Origin of the sequence: Mesorhizobium sp., from assembly GCF_024509055.1 — a bacterium.
Taxonomy (GTDB): Bacteria; Pseudomonadota; Alphaproteobacteria; order Rhizobiales; family Rhizobiaceae; genus Mesorhizobium.
This window is the reverse complement of record NZ_JANINM010000524.1, coordinates 36866-58715: the sequence shown is the minus strand read 5'-3', so window position 1 is coordinate 58715 and position 21850 is coordinate 36866. Positions and strand designations below refer to the sequence as shown.

The following is a 21850-nucleotide window of genomic DNA, read 5'->3' as shown; positions in this document are numbered from 1 at the left end:
TCACTCAGCGGCAGATAGGGACAGCGAAACGTCGGTCGTATAGTTCTCTTTCAGGAAGTTGATGAAGTTCGCCTGGAATTGCCGAGTATGCGCATGGGCCAGTTCGTCGGCACGCTCGACGTCCTTGTCCCGAATGGCTTCCAGCATGAGGTTATGCTCGTCGGTCAGCAGATATCCGTCGTGCGTCCTTTCAAGGTACTCGAAATGGAGATGCAGCATACGCTGTCCTTGATTTAGCAGTCTCTCATAGAAGCTGGTTAGATAGGGATTTTTCCCTGCCTTGGCCACGGCTACGTGGAACTGCTTGTTCGCTTCTGACATCCGCAGATGCACACCCGTGCGAACGGCCGATTCAAACTCCTTCTGGCGGCGAGCAATGATCTTGAGATCTTCGTCAGTCCGCAACGCGGCCGCCAACCGAGTGTTCATGCGCTGGGCGATGTCCAGAGCCTCGACATACTTGGGAAACGTTCCCACCTCGATGGGGGCGACAATCGTGCTGCGGTTGGAAAGCGCGACAACCAGTTCCTCGCCGGCTAACCTGATCAACGCCTCTCGAACCGGCGAACGCGACATGTCAAAACGCTCCGCAAGAGTGGTCTCATCCAGCAATTGCCCAGGCTGAAGCGTCATCGCGAGGATCTCGCCTCGGAGCGTCTCATAAATACTCTTCCAGCTTGTACCCCGAGCGCGCTTCGCTTCCAGTTCGTCGTTCACGGCCGTCTGAACTCCAGCTTGTTCACCAAAAATGCCCTGGCCAATCTATGGCCACGTGGGACGTCTGTCGACACACAGGCGACTCATGATGCCCACGTTTTGGCAATTTTTGTAGCATTTTTTTCGCTTGACTTTGTCGACATGAAGACGACATAGTCCTTCAGTCGACACAAAGACGACAGAGATCGCCTTGTCATCGACCGGGAACGCGCGCTTGCGCGAACAATCAGGGAGCTGCGATGAGAACGAGGTCGTCTAAACGCCCGCGTGCCTTTTTCACCGTGCCTGGCTGTGGGTCTGCGGGACATGCCGACACGCTTTCGCAGGCGCGTTCTTCCCGATGTGGAGGAGGTTCCGTGAGCTCCGAGGCCTATCCCGCGCGAGGGATCCAATCGTCTCCCGTCAGCTCCTGGATCCGTAGTTTCGCCGTGAAGACCACACGGCCAATGCCGGATGCCGAGATCTAACTTGAAAACTTGATCCTGAAAGCGAAAAGAAAGTGAGGATGCTATGAAGAGTATCGTGGGCCTAGGCCTGGCTTTTGCTGCCATCGTTGCCCTTGCGCCGAACCAGGCGAGCGCCGGTCAGGGCGACACGCTCAAGGCTGTTCAGCAGAGGGGCGTATTGAACTGCACCTCCGCCGACGGCAATTTTGAGGGCTTCTTCGAGGTCGACGCCCAGGGAAAGTGGCATGGGATCGACATCGACTATTGCCGCGCCGTCGCCACAGCGATCTTCGGGTCCGAGGACAAGCTCAAGCTGATACCGATCAGCTGGGCTCAGCGGTTCCCGGCACTTCAGTCCGGCGATCTTGACCTGGTCATTCATGCGACCGGCTGGACCATGAGCCGCGACACCGAACTCGGCATCCAGTTCTCGAATCCGTACTTCGTCGGCGCCACCGGCTTCATGGCCCACAAAGATCTCAACGTTAAGTCTCTTTCCGAGATGAGCGGCGGAACGATCTGTATCGCGGGCGGCACGAGCACTGAGAAGCAGCTCAGCGACTACCTCAAGCAGCACAAATACGACATCAAGGTCGTTACCTTCGAGAAGAACACGGAGGCCCGCGAGGCCTACTTCGCCAACCGTTGCGACGCGTATGCGGAGTGGGCTCCGGTGCTGGCGGCCGCGCGCGCGTCGACCGCGCACATCGAGGACCATGTCATGCTCACTGACACGCTCGCACTCGAGCCGGAGTCCATCGCAATGCGCCAGGGCGACGATTCCTGGGTCGATCTCGCCAACTGGGTGATTGCGGCCACCCAGATCGCCGAAGAGAACGGGGTCACAAGCGCAAACGTCGATCAGATGAAGGCCAACCCGCCGAACACTACGGTTGGAAAGCTTCTCGGGGCAACGCCCGGTATCGGCAAGCGCTTGGGGCTTTCGGATGACTGGGCGTACAAGGTGATCAAGACCGTCGGCAACTCCGAAGAGATCTATAACCGGGATATCGGTGAGAATTCACGCTACAAGCTGCCGCGCGGGCTGAACTCGCCTTGGCAGAAGGGCGGCGTGTTCTATCCGCCTATCCTCGACTGATCTTTGACCTGAGAAACAACCCTGCCATCGTCCGATGGCAGGGTTGTTCAGCACCAAGGACTCCGGAATCGAAAAATGACCAACCCGCTTGGCAACCGCAAAACCCGGAATTTCGCCCTTCAGGCGCTTTTCCTCGCCATTATCGGTGCGATGGTTGTAACCGCGGTGGTAACGGCACGGCGCAATCTGCAAATCCAGGGTGTCACGGTTGGCTGGGACTTTCTCCACTATACGACAGGGGTGTCGCTGACCTTCACCCTCATTCCATATGATATCACGTCGACCTTCGCTCAGGCGCTACTCGTCGGAATTGTCAACACGCTCCTTCTGGGCGGCATCTCAGTTCCGCTCGCAGTCGTCCTTGGGACCCTGATTGGCACCGCGCGCCTCTCTTCGAACAGAATGCTTAGCTGGATTGCCAGCTGGTACATCCAACTGTTCCGTAACCTGCCGCTCATTCTCCAAGCGTTCTTCTGGTACACGCTCGTCACGCATTTGCCTCCGCCGAGACGCGCGATCAGCCTGCCCGGCGATGTGTTCATCTCAAACCGCGGGGTTTTCCTTCCGATCCTGAACGTCGACCTCGCCCACGTCGCGTCCGCCATCGCAATCATCCTGCTGTCTGTCTTGGGATCTATCCTGGTTTCCAGCCTGGTGAGCAAGGCATGGGGCAGGACAGCTTTCGGAACAGGCCTCCTGCTCTCGGTGGCTGTCCTTTGGGTTGGGTGGCAGCCCGGCGCCCCTCTCTTCGATTTCCCCACGCTGCATGGCCTGAAGTTCGTCGGTGGCGGCACGATCGTCCCGGAACTCACGGCAGCCATTACGGCCATATCGCTCTTTGGCGCCTCCTATGTGGCCGAGATCGTTCGGTCCGGCTTCTTGGCAATCCCGAGCGGGCAGATCGAAGCGGCTCATGCTCTCGGGCTCCGCGATTGGGCTATTTTCTGGAAGATCAAACTCCCGCTGATGATAAGGATCGTGCTGCCGACAATGACCAACCAGATCATCTGGCTGATGAAGGCGACAACAATCGGCATTGCAATTGGGTTTACAGACTTCTTCGCTGCTATCGCGATGGCGATCAACAACACCGGGCAAACCCTGAGCCTCATTTTCATTCTCATTATCGGCTTCTGGATCATCAACATGACGATCTCGGTGGTCATGAATTCGATTAACAGGGCGATCGCCATCCCGGGGAGGAAGAGCTAGATGACCTTGATTTCCTCCATGCGGCCTGCTCCGCCCGTTGACGGCCCAATTAGGTTCTTGCGCAGGAATTTCTTTGCCTCTCCCGTTCAGTCGGCGCTGACCATAATCTGCGTTTCGCTTGTCATATTGGTGGCGTGGCGGATCTTTACGTGGGCTTTCGTGGGGGCGGTCTGGGTCGGGACACCCGAGGATTGTCACCAGGCGACAGGTGCCTGCTGGGCGGTGATAGCTGATCGATACAGGCTAATCCTTTTCGGCTTGTATCCCTACGAGCAGCAATGGCGTTCGGCCCTGGCGTGTTTGGCGATCCTGCTGACGGTCGTGCTGTCCTGCATGCCCTTCTTTTGGTCGATCCGCCTGCTGCCGCCAGTCTGGGTCGCAGGCTACGCGGCCTTCTACCTGTTGATGAAGGGCGGCTTGTTCGGCCTTCCCCTCATCATGGAGACGGAATGGGGCGGCTTGGCCCTGACCACATTTGTCTTCTCTTCGAACGTCCTGATCGGAATGCCCTTGGCGATAGGGCTGGCCTTGCTGCGTCGGTCGAAACTGCCCGTCATCTCGCTTGTGGCTGCCCTCTTTATCGACGGCATTCGGTCCCTCCCGTTGATCGCGATCTTGTTCACCGCCGCGATCGTTCTTCCTTTCGCGCTGCCTGACTTCCTCGTCGGGGACAAGCTGTACCGGGTGATACTCGGTGGCTCGGTATTCTTTGCCGTCTATCAAGCGGAGATCATCAGAGGGGGGATTCAAGCGCTCCCGGCCGGCCAGGAAGAGGCTGCCGCCGCGCTGGGCTTGAACTATTGGCAGACCGTCAGCCGCATCGTCCTGCCGCAGGCATTTCGATACGCGCTGCCGCCGACCATAAATCAGGTCGTCATAGCCTTCATGGAGACCGCCCTTATCGTGATCCTCGGATTCTTCGAAGTCACCGCATCGGGAAACGCTGCGTTTTCAGCAGGAGGCTGGAGCGACTATTTTGTCGAGGTCTACTGCTTTGTGGCGTTGATCTACTTCACCTTCACCTTCTCGTTGTCGCGGTACGGCGCCTACTTGGAAAGGTCTCTGAAGGCCTCATCGAGACGATAGTATGCAGTCAAACATGCAAAACATACCTCTCACCGGGTACACCGACCGCATTTCGGCTAGAGCTGGCGAATCGATCGAGGTGAAGGTCTCAAGCCAGTTCAGCGAGATGTATCACGCTGATTTGGTGAGGATCTATTCAGCGGATCCGAACCCTTCCGGACCTGGCGTCGACATGAGGCCTGTCAGCTCGAATTTCGAGGGCTCATATCCATCGACCTCGAAGGGGTCGATGCCGGGCTCCTATGGCACGATTCCGCTTGTCGGCCTCGATATCTCCGTACCTTTGACGTTCGTGGTGCGCTTCCAGCCACGTCTCATCAAGGACCAGCCTCAGTGCCTTTTCTCGCTGGTGGGCGACTCGAAAGAGATCGTGTCATTCGACCTGGATACGCGTGGGCTTTCGTTGACGTGGGCCGGCGCGCGTACTGAACTCGACTTGGTGCCGCAAGTCGGTACCTGGTACGAACTGCGCCTAGCGGGGTTCGGCGGGCCTCTGCAGGTTGCCTGCTACGCTCTGCCTGCCGGCGCCCGGGTCGCGGCGGCGACTATCAAGGTCGCCGGCAGCCTCAGCGGTGTCCGAGAGCTGGTTTTGGCGGCGCGCAGATCTCCGGCAGAAGGCAGCCCCACCATCGATTTCTTCAACGGGCGCCTGGAGAATCCAAGTTTCCTGGTCGACGAAAGAATCCCCGAGACGCTGGGGCACGATAGCCCGGGAAAGTCCGCGGCGTTTTGGGATTTCAGCGTGGCCATCTCGGGCAAGCAGGTGAAGGACTCGGGGCCATCTGGCTTGCACGGTGAACTCATCAACCTGCCCGCCCGCGGAGTTCGCGGCTCGCGGTGGAGCGGGCGGGAAATGAGCTGGGCTCATGCGCCCGAAGAGTACTCCGCAATCCACTTCCACGAAGGCGACTTCTACGACTGTGGCTGGGAAACGGACTTCATTTTCGAAGTGCCGCATGATCTGCCCAGCGGCGTCTATGGAATAAGGTTGCGTTGCGGGCATGAGCAGGATGTCATTCCCGTCTTCGTGAGACCAAAACTTAGCGGCCGCACGGCGAAACTCGCCGTGCTCTTCTCGACCCTCACGTACCAGGCCTACTGCAACTATCCGCGGACGAACTACGGCGATGCCTATCGCGCCCGCCAGGAGGCCTGGGGCAGCAATCCCCATCATCCGGCGCGGTATCCGCAATTTGGGCACTCGCTGTACGACGTTCACGCCGACGGCAGCGGGGTGATGTTCAGTTCGTTGCGGCGGCCCCAGTTGCTGATGCGCCCTGGTCTCTTTGCGTACCTCGACCAAGCGGGATCAGGGTTGCGCCACTTTCCGGCCGACATGCATCTGATCGCCTGGCTGAACGCCAAGGGCATTGCGGCGGATGTGGTCACCGATCACGACCTTGAGGTCGAAGGGTCGTCCGCAATCAAGGATTACGCGGTCCTTCTGACAGTCACTCACCCAGAGTACCACACCTTGGGGTCCCTGAACGCACTGGAAGAGTTCATCGGGGGCGGAGGTAGCATGGCCTATCTTGGCGGAAACGGCTTCTACTGGCGGGTAGCCACAAGCGCCGAGTATCCGGACGCGATTGAAATCCGTCGCGGCGAAAGCGGCGTTCGCATGTGGGAAGCCGAAACCGGAGAGTGCTACCATGCATTCGACGGACAGTACGGCGGTCTCTGGCTCAAGAACGGCCGCCCGCCCCAGCGATTGGTTGGCATCGGGATGTCCGCGCATGGCGGCTTTTCGTCGACGCACTATCGCCGAACTGAGACCTCGAGATCGCCGGAATTTGCGTGGCTGTTCGACGGGGTCGACGAGGAAATTCTGGGCGATTTCGGCTATTCGGGCGGAGCTGCTGCCGGATTTGAGCTGGACACAGTCGACGCATCGCTCGGCACTGCGGAGAGCGCAGTTGTCCTGGCCGTGTCGGAGGGGCACCCTGACGACTATTCCTGTGTCCCTGAGAAGATCTGGAACCCGGACGTCCACACAAACGAGTGGCAGCGCCAGCAGATTCGCGCCGATCTAACGCTGGTGCCTGGCAATATGGACAACCTTGTGCTGTCGACGGGATCGATCATGTTCTGCGGAAGCCTGCCGTACAACGGCTTCAACAACAACATATCGCGTTTGCTGCATAATTTCGTCGTCCGATGTCTTGCGGAGGCAACCTGATTTTTGTTCGGCATGAGGCCGACAGCCGTTTGACGAACCGCCGGTTAAACTCAGTACTCGTCCGGGTGCCACTCGAAAGATTGGCAAGAAATGAGCTAGCTATGAGCCTTTCGAACTCTCTCGTCGAGAAAGACCTTTCTTCCTACATTCATCCGTATACCAACCTGGCTCGCCATCAAGAAGTTGGGCCTCTCGTGATCGGGCGAGGCGACGGTGTGCGCATCATCGATGACCAAGGCCGCTCCTACATCGAAGCGATGTCGGGCCTTTGGAGCGTGGCTCTGGGCTTCAGCGAGCAGCGCCTTGTGGATGCCGCCGTCCGACAGTTCAAAGTGCTGCCGTACTACCACAACTTCTCTCACAAGGGTCACGCACCCGCGATCGAGCTTGCGGCCAAACTTGCGGAGCTGGCGCCCGGGCATCTCAACCACGTCCATTTTACAAACTCAGGGTCGGAGGCGAACGACACCGTCCTCAAGATGGTTTGGTACATCAACAACGCTCTTGGTCGACCGAAGAAAAAGACGTTTCTGGCACGCCAGTTGGGCTATCACGGAGCGACCGTCGGCTCAGGCAGCCTGACAGGCCTGCCGGCAAGCCACCGGGACTTCGACCTGCCGGCTATCCCGGTCAGGCATTTGACGTGTCCCGATTTCTATCGTTTCGGTCTCCCGGGCGAGACGGAGCCCGAATTTTCGGCACGTCTGGCTCAGGAACTGGAGTCAACGATTCTTGCTGAAGGACCGGAAACCATCGGGGCCTTCATAGGCGAGCCTCTTATCGCCGCGGGCGGGGTCATCCCGGCTCCTGAAGGCTATTGGGCGGCGGTCCAGGAGCTTTGCCGGCGCTACGACATCCTCGTCGTTGTCGACGAAATCATCACCGGGTTCGGCCGCCTCGGGACGATGTTCGGCTCTGACTACTATGGCATCAAGCCGGATATCATGGTCCTGTCGAAGCAACTGACGTCTTCCTACCAGCCGCTTGCAGCCGTCGTTGTCTCCGACGCAATCAATGACATCCTGGTTCGGCACAGCGGGTCACTTGGCAGCTTTGTTCACGGCTTCACCACCACGGGTCATCCGGTCGCGACGGCGGTAGCTCTCGAGAACATAAAGATCATTGAGGAGCGTGGCCTGGTCGAGAAGGCGGGCAGCCTCGGCTCGCTGCTGCAGCAAGGGCTGGCAAAGTTTGCCTCGCATCCGCTCGTTGGCAATGTGCGCGGCGCTGGCCTGATCGGCGGCATCGAACTCGTCGCCGACAAGCAGACCAAACGGAGCTTCGAGCAGAGGGGAGCCGTTGGTTCCTACATTTTCCGGCGTGCACATGACCACGGTCTGATCGTGCGGGCCATTTACGACACTATCGCTTTCTGCCCGCCGCTCATTACGACTGAGGATGACCTTTCGGACATCCTTGAGGCGTTCGGGAAGACTTTGGAAGACGCAGCCTCTTGGGTGAAGGCCGAGGCGCTTAGTTGATCGCCGGGCGAATCCCAGGCCGTGCATCAATCGCAAGAAGAAGCGGCTGGGCCGCCGAGTGGAGGATAGATGGTCAATGCAGATGTCGCAGCGGTTGACGTCGTCAGCCTGCAGAAATTCTATGGTAATCATCAGGTGCTTTTCGATGTCGACCTAAAGGTCCGCAAAGGCGAGAAGATTGTCATTTGCGGACCGTCGGGATCAGGCAAGTCCACGCTCATTCGGTGTCTCAATAAGCTTGAAGAGCATGAGGGTGGAACAATCCGCGTGCTCGGCACCGAATTGAACGATGAGATCGAGAACATCAACGAAGTCCGCCGGGAAGTGGGGATGGTATTTCAGAGCTTCAACCTCTTTCCGCACCTCACGGTGCTCGAAAACTGCATCCTCGCACCGATGCTGGTACGCAAACAGAACCGCAAGGAGGCTGAGGCCACCGCCACCGCCTATCTGGAACGCGTGCGGATCCCGCAAAAGGCGAACAGCTATCCGGGTGAGTTGTCCGGCGGGCAACAGCAGCGCGTAGCCATAGCGCGAGCCTTGTGCATGAAACCCGAAATCATGCTGTTCGACGAACCAACTTCCGCTTTGGATCCCGAAATGATTTCGGAGGTTCTTGATGTCATGACCGGACTGGCGGAAGGGGGCATGACCATGCTCTGTGTGACGCACGAGATGGGGTTTGCCCGCAAAGTCGCCGACCGGGTGATCTTCATGGACCAGGGCCGTATCGTCGAAGAGGCGCCGCCGGCCGAGTTCTTCGACAGCCCCAGGCATGAACGATCAAAGGCATTCTTGAGCCAGATACTCGGCCATTGAGCAATGCATCGGCCGGAGGCGACTGCGGCTGCCTCGCGCTGTGCAACGGCGCCGCCGCCGGTGGTCGTGAGCGGCTTGAGGTGACCGCCGGGCTAGGTCTAGCCTTGAGCAGAACCCTCATTCCGAGATGTCTCGCCGAAGAGAATTCGCGATATGCAGCAATAATTTGCTTGACTTTGTCGACTTGAAGACGACATATTTTTCGTCGACACGGAGACGACAAGACTCGAAGTTTGGAGACCCATCCTGGACAGCCAGGTGTGTCAGATCAGGAGAGGCAGATGAAACTTTCAGGTGTGATGCCAGCGCTGGTGACGCCGTTCGGCGCCAACAACAGGGTCGATTTCAAGGCGTTCGAAAAGCACATGCTCAATCTGCGTGCCGCCGGGGTGACAGGCTGGGTGCCTATGGGCTCGACCGGAGAATACTTTTCCATGTCGAATGATGAGCGCGACGAGGTGCTCAAGTTCGTCAAGGCCTTCGCCAAGGAAGGCGAGATTCTGGTAGCCGGCACCAACGCGCCAGCCACCAGGGAGGTTATCGAGAACACGCAGAGGGCTAAGGAGATCGGCTACGACACAGTGCTGCTGGCAACGCCGTTCTATACCCGCCCGACACAGGAGGAACTCCTCGCGCACTATCGAGCTGTTCTGGATGCCACTGGCGTCAATCTGGTCCTCTACAACTACCCTCCGAAGGACGGCATCGAGATCTCCTTCGAACTGATGGACGCGCTCGCCGATGATCCGCGCGTTATCGGCATCAAGGAAAGCTCGGGCGTCCTCCAGCGCGCGGTCGACATCCACGCCCGCTACAAAGGCCGCATCGACCTGGTCTCCGGCTCGGACGACATTGCGCTCGATTTCATGTTCTGGGGCGCCGACGCCTGGATTTGCGGACCGGCCAACTGCATGGCGAAGCCCTGCTGTGACCTTGACCGCGCGTTTCGTTCCGGCGACCTCGAAAAGGCCCGCGAAATGATGACAGTGCTGTACCGGGCCATGAACATCCTTGAGAGCGGCAAGTTCGTGCAGAAGATCAAGTATGGCTGTGAACTGCAGGGCACGCCTGTCGGCAACTGCCGCGCTCCGCTGGGCGAATTGACCGATCAGGAGAAGGACGACTTCCGTGCGGCCATGGAGCCGATCCTGAACTGGTAAGCATTCGCTTCGGTCGCTGCGAGGAGCGGCGTGCCGGGCCTGATATTGCTCATGGGGAGCTTGCGTGTCGCCTACTCTCGTCGTCGGAGCCGGCATTATCGGCACAACCATCGCATACATGCTGCAGCGGCGTGGTGAAACCGTCGTGCTGATCGATCGCGATCAGCCTGGCAGGGGTGCTTCCTACGGCAACATGGCGAGCATTGCGGTGTCGGAGTTCACGCCGGCATCGCGGCCGGGCATCTTGGCCCAGATGCCGAAATGGCTGCTTGACCCAGAGGGTCCCGTGCGCGTGCGCCCGGCCTACATGCCTAAGCTGATACCTTGGTTCCTGCGCTTCCTCGCGGCTAGCCGACCATCGAAACTCCGTGAACTGGAAGCCGCGGGCGCCTTGCTCTGCGGCCGCGTGCACGAGGACTTGGCGGCGCTGCTCGCCGATACTGGGTTGCAGCACATGCTGAGCTCTGAAGGTTGCCTTAGCCTTTATGCTGACGAGGCAGAGTTCAGCGCCGACCGCGATCATCTTAAGGCCCTCGGCCACTTTGGCTTTCGTCACGAAGTGCTCGGCGGCAATGCCATTCGCGATCTCGAGCCAGCTCTTTCCACCAAGATCGCGAAAGCGGTCCTTCTGCCCGACAACCGTTCGATATCGGACCCGTACAAGCTTGTGACTGCGCTGGCCGAGGCCTTCCAAAGGCTTGGCGGCACTTTCGTGCAAGGCGATGTCATAGGATTCGAGCACGGCGACGGGGGTGTCGCAGCGCTCCGGTTGAAGGACGGGCGACGCTTCGAGGCCGATAGAACGGTGCTCGCCGCCGGCGCCTACACTGCCCGCCTATCGGCGATGCTCAGAGAGCCGATACCTCTCGAGACGGAGCGTGGGTACCATACGCAAATCATGGCTCCTGGGATATCCATGCGCCATTCGATCATCTGGCCAGCCCGAGCCTTCATGGTGACGCCAACGGCCGGTGGCATCCGCGTTGGCGGAACTGTGGAAATGGCGGGCCTGGACGCGCCGCCGGACTATCGCCGCGCGAAAGTCTTGGTGAAACGAGCCAAGGAGGCATTGCCGGGCCTCGAGGTCGAGCAGACAAGCGAGTGGATGGGTCACCGTCCGGCCCTTCCGGATACCGTCCCGATCATGGGACGTTCCGTGAAATGCCGAAACGTCTATTACGCGACTGGCCACGGACATCTCGGCCTGACCCTTGCTGCAACAGCAGGCCGCCTGATGGCCGATCTTATCACCGGAGCTACCCCGCCCTTGGCGATGGATGCCTATCGCGTCGACAGGTTCTAGGGTCCGTCGGCTGCTACACTTACGGGAGCGAAGATGCGAAGCGATCTTTACATCGATGGACAGTGGGTAAAGCCGATCAATGGCGGCAGTTCCAAGGTGATCAACCCTGCCACGGAAGAAGTGATTCACACGATCAGCGCGGCAACGGCTGAAGATGTCGATATCGCAGTCGACGCAGCAAGGCGAGCGTTCGACAAAGGCGTTTGGCCCAAGCTCTCCGGGGCCGACCGTGCAACCTATCTTCGAGACATCGCGAATGGCATTCGAGCGCGCGTGAAAGAGATTGCCCGATTGGAAGTCATCGACAACGGCAAGCCGTTTCCGGAGGCCGAATGGGATATCACCGATGCCGCCGGATGTTTCGATTTCTACGCCGGCCTTGCCGAGCAGTTGGACAACGATCCGGAAGAACCGATCGCCCTCGCTGACGAGCGGTTCATCTCCAAGGCGGTGCGCGAGCCTATCGGCGTTGCTGCTGCCATCATTCCGTGGAATTATCCGCTTCTGATGGCTGCCTGGAAGGTCGCCCCCGCGCTTGCGGCTGGGTGTACCGTCGTGCTCAAGCCTGCGGAAGTGACCTCGCTGACCGCGCTTGAGCTTGCTGCGATCGCCGACGAGGCCGGCTTGCCTCCCGGCGTCTTGAACGTCGTCACTGGCTCTGGGTCTGTCGCGGGCCAAGCCATCATCGACCATAAGGGCGTCGACAAGCTAGCCTTTACGGGATCGGGTCCGATCGGGTCCAAAATCATGGCGGCTGCCGCCCGGGATATAAAGCGCGTGAGCTTGGAACTCGGTGGCAAGTCGCCATTCGTAGTCTTCGATGACAGCGATATCGAGCAGGCGGTCGAATGGATCATGTTCGGCATCTTCTGGAACCAGGGCCAAGTTTGTTCGGCCACCTCGCGCGTCCTGGTCCAGGAAGGCATCTATGACGCGCTGCTGGCCCGCCTAATCAAGGAGACGAACCGTATCCGCATTGGCAATGGCCTGGACGACGGCGTCCTTCTTGGTCCGCTCGTCTCAAGGCGCCAGCACGAACAGGTCGTCGATGCGATCGAAGCGGCAAAGGCAGCGGGCGCAACGGTTGCCTGCGGCGGCGCACGGCCCGATGGGTTTGACAAGGGCTACTACTTGCAACCGACGGTCCTGACCGACGTGCCGCTCGACAGTGCCGCATGGGTCGAGGAGATCTTCGGCCCCGTTGTCTGCGTGCGTCCGTTCAAGACGGAAGAGGAAGCCATCGAGCTCGCCAACGATTCCCGGTTTGGCCTCGCCGCGGCGGTCATGTCAAAAGACGGCGTGCGTGCCGAGCGCGTTGCCAGGGCCTTTCGCGCTGGTATCGTCTGGATCAATTGCTCGCAGCCGACCTTCACCGAGGCGCCTTGGGGCGGTTACAAGGAATCCGGCATCGGGCGCGAGCTCGGTCGGTGGGGCTTCGACAACTATCTCGAAACGAAGCAGATCACCAAGCTCGTGAGTGAAGCCCCCTGGGGCTGGTACATCAAGTAGGACCTAATGCGATGCGCTTCGAACGGTCGCTCGATTTGCTGCTTGTCCACTGCCAAGGGGAGCTGGGCCATGTGCTAGTGGGCGGAGCGCCAGAGATTCCTGGCGCAACCATGCTGGACAAGATGAACCACATCAACACGGTGGACGACAGTCTCCGTCGTTTCGTAACCTTCGAGCCGCGCGCCAACGTCGCCATGACGGTGAACCTCCTGGTCGCTCCGTCACGTCTCGATGCAGATGCTGGATTTATCGTGCTGCAGGCCGACCGGGCCCACCCAATGTCCGGCAGCAACAGCATCTGCGTCGTCACCGCGCTCCTCGAAAGCGGGCGCGTAGCCATGCGGGAACCTGAAACTTTGGTGAGGCTAGATACGCCTGCCGGCCTGATCCTGGCGCGAGCCCGTTGCGAGGAAGGGCGGTGCCTGTCGGTCAGCCTGGATAACGTGCCATGCTTCGCGGAATACCTCGACCAAGCCGTCGACACGCCGCACTGGGGGAAAATCAAGGTAGATGTTGCCTTCGGCGGTGTGTACTACGCGTTGGTCGATGTCGATCAAATAGGTCTCTCCATTGGGCCGTCCAATTCGCGGGCGCTCGCCGAAGCAGGTATCGAACTGAAGCGCCTGCTTTCGGAACAGATACCCGTGAAGCACCCCACCCTCCCGGGGGTCGACGAAATCGCCTATGTCATGTTCCGCGACCGAGAGCCCGACGGCGCGGTGCGCACCTGTACCGTGCTGCCGCCAGGCCGGGTCGACCGCTCGCCTTGCGGCACCGGGAGTTCTGCCAATCTCGCGGTACTCTATGCGCGCGGTCTCGTGAAAGTTGGCGATGTCCGCACCTCGCGTTCCATCATAGGCGGCGAGTTCATGGCCGAAGCCATAGGTGAAACGGAAGTCGGCGGCCGCAAGGCCGTGCTGCCGCGCATCACGGGCCGCGGTTACGTCTACGGGCGATCCGAGCTGCGTATTTCAGATGACGATCCGTTCCGCGTCGGCTTTGCGCTCTCGGATACCTGGGGGCCGCAGGTAGATCTTTTGAAGTAGGAGAGGAACCATGGACAAGTCGCTTGAGGGCCAGACTGTTCTCGTCACCGGGGCGTCTGGCGGCATCGGCGCGGCCATCGTCGAACGCCTCGCCGCGGAGGGAGCGCGTCCGATCATTCATTACGGCCGCGACAGCGCGGCCGCCGAGGTTTTGATGTCGCGGATCGGCGGCCGTGGCTTGATCGTGCAGGCTGACCTTTCCAGCGCCGATGGGCCGTTCGAACTGTGGCGAAAGGCCGTCGAGGCGGCGGGCCGCGTTCACGGTCTCATCAACAACGCGGGCATCCGGACGGAGATATCCATCGAGGCTTCGCCCGAGGATTGGAAATCGGCCTGGCAAAAGGAGTTCCAGATCAATTTCTTCGCCGCCGCCGATCTGGCAAAGGAGGCCATCCGGCACTTCAAGGCAAATGGCGGCGGCCGCATCGTCAACATGGCAAGCCGTGCCGGCCAGCGGGGCTACGCGGCAGATGCCATGCCCTATGGCGCGACGAAAGCGGCCCTCGTCAACCTAACGAAATCCATCGCTCGCTCCTTCGGGGCGGATGGCATCACGGCCGTCGCGATCGCGCCCGGCTGGGTGCGCACCGACATGGCCGAGGATTTCATCGCCACGCATGGCAAGCAGGCTGCGGTTGCTGACATTCCAATCGGCGAAATGGCCTCTCCGGCAGAGGTCGCCGAACTCGTCGCCTTCGTGCTGCGCCCGTCGCAGAACTCGCTGAACGGTGCGACGCTCGATGTCAATGGCGGTAGCTACATTCGTTAGCTCGGTGAGGGTTTCGTGAAACGCTTCGAAGGCACGGTCGCGATCGCAACGGGTGCGGACGGCGGCATCGGAGCGCAAGCAGTCGCGTGAGTGCGGCAGGTAGCAAATGACGAAGCGCATACCCCTGTCCACTGTGGTCGCTGAGAGCCTGTCGGAAGATATCCTCTCGGGCGAGCTTCGCCCGGGCACGCAGTTGCCGACCGAGGCCGAGCTGTGCGCCGAGTACGACGTCAGCCGCACCGTTGTCCGTGAGGCGATCGCGCGGCTGAGATCGGAGGGCTTGGTGATCCCGCGACAAGGGCTCGGAATGTTCGTCAGCGAGGCGCCGGCTCCATACGTCTTCTCGATACCGGAGGCAGCCCTCGGGGAGCTGCCGCAAACCCTCGCCCTTCTCGAACTGCGGCTGGGCGTTGAGGTGGAGGCTGCGGGCCTCTGCGCGGAACGCCGGTCCGACGATGAAGCAGCCGGCATTCGTGCCATTATGGAGCAGGCCGACGGCCTAAGGGAGGATCCTGCCAAGGTGCCGCTGCACTACGACCATGATTTTCATCTCGCAATTGCCAATGCTGCCCGCAATCGCTTCATCCATGGCTTCTTGAGCTACCTGCATCCCATAATCGGGTCGCGTGTCCAACTCGGTCACCTGGTGGCGGCGGAAGTGAAGGATAGCTATTACGCGCGCATCCACGCCGAGCATGAAGGCATCGTGCGGGCCATCGAGAAACGAAACGGGCGCGTGGCGCGTGACTCTATGCGGAGGCATCTCCACGACAGTTTTGAACGCGTGCGCGCCTTGGCGCTGGCCTCACGCGCAGAAGTTGGAAACACCAAGCAAGTGGCCGCAGTGGATTTGATCCGGCCAATAGTGAGGTAGCGATGAATGGGCTGCTCATCATTAAGCGCGACAGGAGCCTCTACCTCACTTCCGGCACGTTCATCGCGAGCGGGCCGACGCGGGACATGACAGTCCTCAGCTATCTCGCCGTGATGCTTTTGCAGCTCTTTTAGTCAGCGGCTCTGTCTTTGGGAATTGAAATGACCACTCGCGAAATGCAGCTAGTTGAGCCTCGTATGGAACCAGGCGTCGACCTGGTAGCAGAAGGTAGGACCTTGGCATCGGCTTGGCAGCTCGGCCAATGCCGTTTCTTGACCGAAATGCAGGTGGCCAGCGAGGTCGAATGGAAACGGAGGGCCGCGGTTGAACGGCGGGTCATGCAGCACGCGCACATAGGCTTTCGCAGCGTGGATCGAACAATTGAAGCTATCGCCGAAGTGTATGAAGGGTGTCAGGAGGCGGGGGTAACGGTTGATCGATTTGGGATCACGCTCGACTGGTCAATGGGCTACCCCATAGCTGTCCGAGAAAAGGCAATGCGAGGGACAGGCATCGTGTTGAACGGACCAGAAGACTTTGCTCGCATCACCAATGCAGCGCCGGCCGCAGCACATTTCGGGGACTTCATGCTTGGGTTGCCGGGTGCGGTCGAAAACATTTGTGCAGCCATAGCAGCCGGCACAACCGCGATTGGAAATCTCGGGCAGTATTTTACCTTCAGGCTTCCGTACTGGGATGATGACATCGCGACCACGCGATCAACTGTGGTCGCGCTTGGGCTAATCGCTGCCCAGAAGTCGCAAGTCTTGGTCCACTCCAACCTTGACGACGGGTTCGCGGGGTTGTTCCTGGACATGGCATGCGCGCTCGGAATGGTACTGATCGAAAAGCATATTGTTGAGGGGCTAATCGGAGGGACGTTGGGCCATTGCTATGGCCATCATTTTAGTGATCCGCTATCGCGATCAGCGTTTCATGCTGCACTCGCGCGGGTAAGCAGTACACCCGGAACCATGATCTTCGGAAACACGGTCTCTTACCAGTCGGCGTCCGCAGGCAACTACGCGAGCCTCGCGAGCTATCTGCTGACAGACATTCTCGATGTGAGGCGTTGGCCCTCGGGCCACGCAATCAACCCGGTGCCAGTGACTGAAAACCAGCGCATACCGGATGTTGACGAGATTATCGACGCGCAGACCTTCGCTCATCGCCTTGCGGAGCATGCACCGTTTTACGATCCAATCTTTGACTGGTCCAAGGTTGAGGCAATGGCCGACACGCTAGTCGAAGGGGGAAATCGTTTTGCGAAGGCCGTGCTGGATGGCCTCGCCGATCGTGGAGTTGATACCAACGATCCCGCCGCGCTTATGCTGGCCATCCGTCGAATGGGGCCAAAGCGTTTGGAAGCACTCTTTGGTCCCGGGCGAGACACTCAGCAGGGCCGTTCACCGCTTGTCCCTGCTGAATGGGCGCGGGAATTAGACGAGAAGGCCGCCGCCTGGATTTCGAAGCAAACCCCTGTCGACAGAAAGTTGACGGTCTGCGTCGGGACTACGGACGTTCATGAGCACGGCAAATATCTGGTGACGCAAGCCCTTGTCGGACTCGGTGTCGCTGTTAGCGATGCGGGTATCGCGGTGGACCCTGAGGTGCTTGTGGCGCACGCCGTGGAGACTGGTGCCGATGCTATCGCGATTTCCACCTATAACGGAGTTGCCTTTCGCTACGCGCAAGCTGTGAAAGCCGCCATGGCCGATCGAAACATTGATTTGCCAATTCTCATCGGAGGACGTCTGAATGAAGTGCCGACGGATACCAACTCGGGCCTCCCGGTCGATGTAACCGAGGATGTTGCCAAGCTAGGCTGCCTCCCTTGTGGCAATCTGGACGAGATGTTGGACGCTCTTCGCAAAATCAATGCGATACCCGAAGCCGTGGCTTCTTAAGTTGGGGCCCTTTCGTTCCAGCAAAATGTATGCGCAGCTTTTCGACCCTTCTCAAAGAAGGTGGCAAAGTCGCCGCCGCCAAAGCGCGATAGCAAGAAATCGAGTTAGCTACGCGTACACGTCGGCGAGCGGGTCAGAGGTCCTCCAATTCATCATAATCTACAGCGATGCCCGTGGCGGCAACGGTACGCAGCCCTAACCGAAGATCCGGTTACATCGAGTGGCCGACAACCAACTTTTTGACAGAGGAAGCGCGCGAGTCCCCATTGGGCGAGGGTGTGGCGCGAGACCTCGGCGGGCTTGGTCCTCTGGCTGATCAGCCTGAGCTTCTCGCGCAAACGGCCCAAGCTCAATTTGGACCGGCGGGCTCCTGTCCCAACGCGGGGTAAGAGGTGCGTCAACTGCCTAGCCGCCGAATGACGTCCTCGACACTACGGAGAGCTGCGATCGTCGGCGCGCCTCGCGATCAGGGTTGGGTCGGCCGGGGCGAGTTCGTCGCCGTAGCTCGAAAAATGGAGTTGACTGCCAATAACATGTCACTTATCATACATGATGAAAGTTGATGGCTCGGATTGGCGAGCCGAAAATGAACTGGGACTGCGGATCAACCGCAGCCAAGGAGCGGCCTTTTAGGGAACTGGATTTGCGCTTGGCTCTATCGGTGAGCGCTATCCGAGCAGAACGCGGCCGCCATCGCGTTTGACCTAACCGAAAACGCGAATGTCCGTCTTATTTGTTCGCAAGCCAGAAGGCTTGTCACTCATAGCAGGCTTCGGCGCATCGGGTAGGCATACATGAAAGCTACAGACACTCTCGATCCCCCCAACGGCCAGGGCACGGCGCTGGAGACACCGCTGATTCATCTGGAGGGGATCCGGAAGACCTATGGGCCGATCGAAGTGCTCAAAGGGGTGAACCTGAGCGTCGCAAAAGGCGAAGTCGTCGCCATGATCGGCCCCAGCGGATCCGGCAAGAGCACGCTTCTTCGCTGTGTAAACCAACTCGAATTTCACACCGGAGGGACTGTCTCGGTCGGCGATGCGACCATTGCCCCGGGAGGCCATCCCGCCGTGCGAGACCTCCAGAAGCTGCGCCGAAAAGTTGGCATGGTCTTCCAGTCCTTCAACCTTTTTCCGCACCTTTCCGTGCTGCGAAACGTAAGTCTCGCCCAGGAACGCGTTCTTGGCAGAAGCAGGGAAGAAGCCGACCAGCGCTCAATGCAGCTGCTCTCGCGCGTTGGTCTTGCGGACAAGGGCTCCCAATATCCGTCCCGATGTTCCGGCGGCCAGCAGCAACGCATAGCCATTGCGCGAGCGCTCGCGCTGGATCCTGAGGCGATGCTCTTCGACGAGCCGACCTCCGCCCTTGATCCGGAGCTGGGGGTCGAGGTGCTCACGGTCATGCGCGAGTTGGCCGAAAACGGAATGACGATGATCGTCGTAACCCACGAAATGCACTTCGCCGAGGATGTTTCCAACCGGGTGGTCGTCATGGCTGACGGCATGATCATAGAAGAGGGACCAAGCAAGCAGGTGATGACTGCACCGCGCGCGGAGAGGACCCAGCGCTTCCTGAGAGCGGTGAGGGACCGCTGAGATGGGCGACATGGCGGTAACCATCCTGCTGGCTGTTCCGTATACGCTGGCGCTGACCGCATTGGCTTTCTCTCTTGGGGCGGCGCTCGGAATTCCGATTTGCGCGTTGCGCTTGACGAAAATCCCTCTGCTAAAGCCCTTGGTTGGCGCGTTCATCCTGATCGTACGGTCGATCCCCCCGCTGGTCTGGCTCTTCCTGATCTATTTCGGACTTGGATCGGGGGTCATTCAGTTGAATGCGTTCGCCGCGGCATGCATCGGGCTCGGGCTCATTACCGCCGTCAACATGGCTGAGATCTATCGAGGCTCGCTTGCCGCAATCCATCACGGTCAATGGGAGGCGAGCACCGCGCTGGGAATGCCGCGATGGAACCAGCTGAGCGAGATTATCGCACCGCAGTTGGCGCGAATATCGCTTCCGGCCGCAGCTACCTACGCGATCGGGCTGCTCAAAGACAGCGCCGTCGCGTCAGCCATCGGCGTGCCTGAGCTTGCCTACGCAGCCTATCACATTTCGCAGCAAACCTTCCGAGGCCTGGATGTCTATGCGGTCGTCGCGCTCATCTACATCGCGATGAGCCTGCCCATCGCCTGGGTGTCCAGGACAGTCGACAAAAAAATGCGCGCTCGGGTGGCCAGATGATTGAGTACCTTGACCTTTGGCGGGAATGGCTGCCGACCCTTTTGGGAGGCTTCGCCCTAAGCCTCAAGGTGGCGGGCCTGAGCCTTCTGCTTGGAATTCCTCTCGGCCTTCTCCTGGCGCTCGGCGTGCAGGCGAAGTCTCGCCCGGTGAAGCTTTCCTCCCTGGCTTTCGTCGAGCTTAGCCGGGGCACGCCCGCGCTCGTGCTCCTGCAATTCGCCTACTATGGGCTGCCGTCGGCCGGGCTAACGCTTACTTCGTACGCTTCGGCAGTCCTCGCTCTGGCCTGCTGCACCGGCGCCTACACCAGCGAGATCATTCGGGGCGGCCTGGAGTCGGTCGCGGCGGGGCAAAAGGAGGCTGCGGATGCTATCGGTCTTAGCCAGATCGATGCGCTGCGCTACATCATCCTTCCCCAGGGGCTCATGGTAGCCCTGCCTGCGTTGCTCGGCTTCTCCATCACTATCCTGCAGTCGACTTCCCTCTGCTTTGCAATAACGCTGCCAGAATTGATCAGCCGTGCCTACTCTATAGGCTCCTCCACTTTCCTATACCTGCCAGCTTTGATCCTGGCGGGGGTTATCTATGCGGCTGTCTGCGTGCCTGCGACGATCGCGGTAGGAAAACTCGAAGATCGTCTTTCGCATCACACCCGATAAGCCAACCACACAGATGGAGGTGCTTCCGTTCGACTTTATGACAACTGACCGCAACTGAACCGTAACATCGAACCCAATGTCAAACATGAGCCAGAGGGAAACATGAAGATCCTAAGCTTTGTCACGGCGACCGTGATCGTATCTTTTTCGGCGCTCACCGCGGCTGCCGCAGCAGACTGCAAGCCGGCGCACCAATTCCCGACCGTCACGTCCGGCACCCTGACGGTTGCAGCTTACGAACTTCCGCCGTTCAGCAGCGTGAAGAACGGCGAGTTCAACGGGATCGACCCGGACATCGTTCGCGAAATCGTTGGAATGGAATGCCTGAAGGTCGAGGTCATCTCGCTCGATCCTGCCGCCGCGATTCAGGCCGTTCTCTCCGGAAAGGCCGACTTGACGGTTGGCAACTGGTACAGAACGGCGGCGCGCGCGAAAGTGCTCAGCCTTTCCGCGCCGCTTTACCTCGACCAGATGGGCGTCATCTCGAAGGAAGGCGCCACCAAGGTTTCGCAGCTCTCTGGCAAGAAGGTGGGCAACATCCAAGGTTACCTCTGGTACAACGACATCGCCAAGCTCTTTGGCGACTCTGCAATCACCTATCCCAACAGCGTCAACATGGCGCAGGATCTGGCAGCAGGGCGTATAGACGCGGGATTTGAGAGTTATGTCGTCGGTAAGGAGGCACAAAAAAATGGCGCCTACGGCGGCATGAAAGTCGAGATCATCGAGCCGGATGACAGCGTCGCCGCCAGCAAGGAGCCCGCGCAGTCAAACTTCCCGCACACGAAGGACAATCCGAAGCTGACCGACGCTCTCAAGGACGACATCAATGCCCTTCATGCGAACGGCAAGATCGGAGAGATCCTGAAGAAGTACGGTCTCGATCCGTCCGGCGCGAATACGGGAGAGCCGCGCGTTATTCAATGAGGGGACGCGCTGCTCCCAGCGTTGCGCCTTGTTGGAGTGCCCTATCGCCTCAGGCGATAGGGCATTTTCTTGATTGCGGGCACCGGCCGCAGGTGCCCGACAATTTCCAGAACGAAAGGCAACAGCGCTCTGCTCACGCTATCGCGTCTAGACCCAATTCCAGCAGGCGATCCAGCTGTTCCATTTCCGCGGCAGTTAGCGCAATCCCATGCTTTTCCGATTTCCTGCGATCGTCAAACCGCCGTTGTGAAGGCAGCCGAGGGCCCTGACCGACCATAGCGTCGAACAGCGCCTCCGCATGGGCCGTCGGGTCGCCAGGACGGCCTGCGGCGAGTGCTTTCGGAGCCCTCTCGATACGGGAGATGCCTCGCCCGCCTGCACTGACTTTACCCCGACGCCGCGGAAGTAGCCTCAACACGCTC

19 protein-coding genes and 1 pseudogene are annotated in these 21850 nt (G+C 59.7%); 18 read left to right on the top strand and 2 right to left on the bottom strand.

The features are described from left to right. A complete protein-coding gene (locus Q0L57_RS31365) occupies window positions 1–717 on the bottom strand; it encodes a GntR family transcriptional regulator (protein ID WP_296746972.1) in 717 nt (238 codons plus the stop codon). Window positions 718–1227: 510 nt separating this feature from the next. Between Q0L57_RS31365 and Q0L57_RS31360 the strand changes: the two genes are divergently transcribed. The 18 genes from Q0L57_RS31360 (at window position 1228) to Q0L57_RS31275 (ending at window position 21428) form a co-directional block, all read left to right on the top strand. Beyond that, window positions 1228–2262, top strand: coding sequence for an amino acid ABC transporter substrate-binding protein (locus tag Q0L57_RS31360; RefSeq protein ID WP_296746971.1), 1035 nt, complete (start codon window positions 1228–1230; stop codon window positions 2260–2262). Window positions 2263–2337: 75 nt separating this feature from the next. Further along, complete coding sequence (locus tag Q0L57_RS31355; protein ID WP_296746970.1) at window positions 2338–3474, top strand: ABC transporter permease subunit; 1137 nt, start codon at window positions 2338–2340, stop codon at window positions 3472–3474. Next, a complete protein-coding gene (locus Q0L57_RS31350; protein WP_296746969.1) occupies window positions 3475–4560 on the top strand; it encodes an amino acid ABC transporter permease in 1086 nt (361 codons plus the stop codon). A gap of 229 nt (window positions 4561–4789) precedes the next feature. Beyond that, window positions 4790–6739 carry a N,N-dimethylformamidase beta subunit family domain-containing protein gene (locus Q0L57_RS31345; protein ID WP_296746968.1) on the top strand — a complete coding sequence of 650 codons (1950 nt, stop codon included), beginning with the start codon at window positions 4790–4792 and terminating at the stop codon, window positions 6737–6739. A 101-nt stretch (window positions 6740–6840) separates the two neighbouring features. Next, a complete protein-coding gene (locus tag Q0L57_RS31340) occupies window positions 6841–8220 on the top strand; it encodes an aspartate aminotransferase family protein (RefSeq protein WP_296746967.1) in 1380 nt (459 codons plus the stop codon). Between the two features lie 69 nt (window positions 8221–8289). After that, a complete protein-coding gene (locus tag Q0L57_RS31335) occupies window positions 8290–9039 on the top strand; it encodes an amino acid ABC transporter ATP-binding protein (RefSeq protein WP_296746966.1) in 750 nt (249 codons plus the stop codon). Window positions 9040–9320: 281 nt separating this feature from the next. Then, window positions 9321–10199, top strand: coding sequence for a dihydrodipicolinate synthase family protein (locus Q0L57_RS31330; RefSeq protein WP_296746965.1), 879 nt, complete (start codon window positions 9321–9323; stop codon window positions 10197–10199). Window positions 10200–10263: 64 nt separating this feature from the next. Continuing rightward, window positions 10264–11502, top strand: coding sequence for an FAD-dependent oxidoreductase (locus Q0L57_RS31325; RefSeq protein WP_296746964.1), 1239 nt, complete (start codon window positions 10264–10266; stop codon window positions 11500–11502). Window positions 11503–11535: 33 nt separating this feature from the next. Next, window positions 11536–13011: an aldehyde dehydrogenase family protein gene (locus Q0L57_RS31320; RefSeq protein WP_296746963.1), complete on the top strand. Its 1476-nt coding sequence runs from the start codon at window positions 11536–11538 to the stop codon at window positions 13009–13011. Between the two features lie 11 nt (window positions 13012–13022). Next, window positions 13023–14057 (top strand): proline racemase family protein, encoded by a 1035-nt coding sequence (locus Q0L57_RS31315; protein ID WP_296746962.1) that lies wholly within the window; start codon window positions 13023–13025, stop codon window positions 14055–14057. Between the two features lie 10 nt (window positions 14058–14067). Beyond that, complete coding sequence (locus tag Q0L57_RS31310; RefSeq protein ID WP_296746961.1) at window positions 14068–14826, top strand: SDR family oxidoreductase; 759 nt, start codon at window positions 14068–14070, stop codon at window positions 14824–14826. A 106-nt stretch (window positions 14827–14932) separates the two neighbouring features. Continuing rightward, window positions 14933–15700 carry a FadR/GntR family transcriptional regulator gene (locus tag Q0L57_RS31305; RefSeq protein WP_296746960.1) on the top strand — a complete coding sequence of 256 codons (768 nt, stop codon included), beginning with the start codon at window positions 14933–14935 and terminating at the stop codon, window positions 15698–15700. Window positions 15701–15702: 2 nt separating this feature from the next. Next, window positions 15703–15834: a hypothetical protein gene (locus Q0L57_RS31300; RefSeq protein WP_296746959.1), complete on the top strand. Its 132-nt coding sequence runs from the start codon at window positions 15703–15705 to the stop codon at window positions 15832–15834. A 27-nt stretch (window positions 15835–15861) separates the two neighbouring features. Continuing rightward, complete coding sequence (locus tag Q0L57_RS31295) at window positions 15862–17607, top strand: cobalamin-dependent protein (protein WP_296746958.1); 1746 nt, start codon at window positions 15862–15864, stop codon at window positions 17605–17607. 794 nt (window positions 17608–18401) lie between these two features. Continuing rightward, window positions 18402–19202 (top strand): amino acid ABC transporter ATP-binding protein, encoded by an 801-nt coding sequence (locus tag Q0L57_RS31290; RefSeq protein ID WP_296746957.1) that lies wholly within the window; start codon window positions 18402–18404, stop codon window positions 19200–19202. A 1-nt stretch (window position 19203) separates the two neighbouring features. Continuing rightward, window positions 19204–19845 carry an amino acid ABC transporter permease gene (locus Q0L57_RS31285; protein ID WP_296746956.1) on the top strand — a complete coding sequence of 214 codons (642 nt, stop codon included), beginning with the start codon at window positions 19204–19206 and terminating at the stop codon, window positions 19843–19845. After that, window positions 19842–20501, top strand: a complete 660-nt coding sequence (locus Q0L57_RS31280) for an amino acid ABC transporter permease (protein WP_296746955.1) — start codon at window positions 19842–19844, stop codon at window positions 20499–20501. Before Q0L57_RS31285 ends, Q0L57_RS31280 begins: the two co-directional genes overlap by 4 nt. A 102-nt stretch (window positions 20502–20603) precedes the next feature. Next, on the top strand, window positions 20604–21428 hold the full coding sequence (locus Q0L57_RS31275; RefSeq protein WP_296746954.1) for an ABC transporter substrate-binding protein: 825 nt from the start codon (window positions 20604–20606) through the stop codon (window positions 21426–21428). 133 nt (window positions 21429–21561) lie between these two features. On the opposite strand, the pseudogene Q0L57_RS31270 reads toward Q0L57_RS31275, so the two are convergent. After that, window positions 21562–21774 (bottom strand): annotated as a pseudogene (locus Q0L57_RS31270) (oxidoreductase); the annotation flags it as partial. Between the last annotated feature and the right edge of the window lie 76 nt (window positions 21775–21850).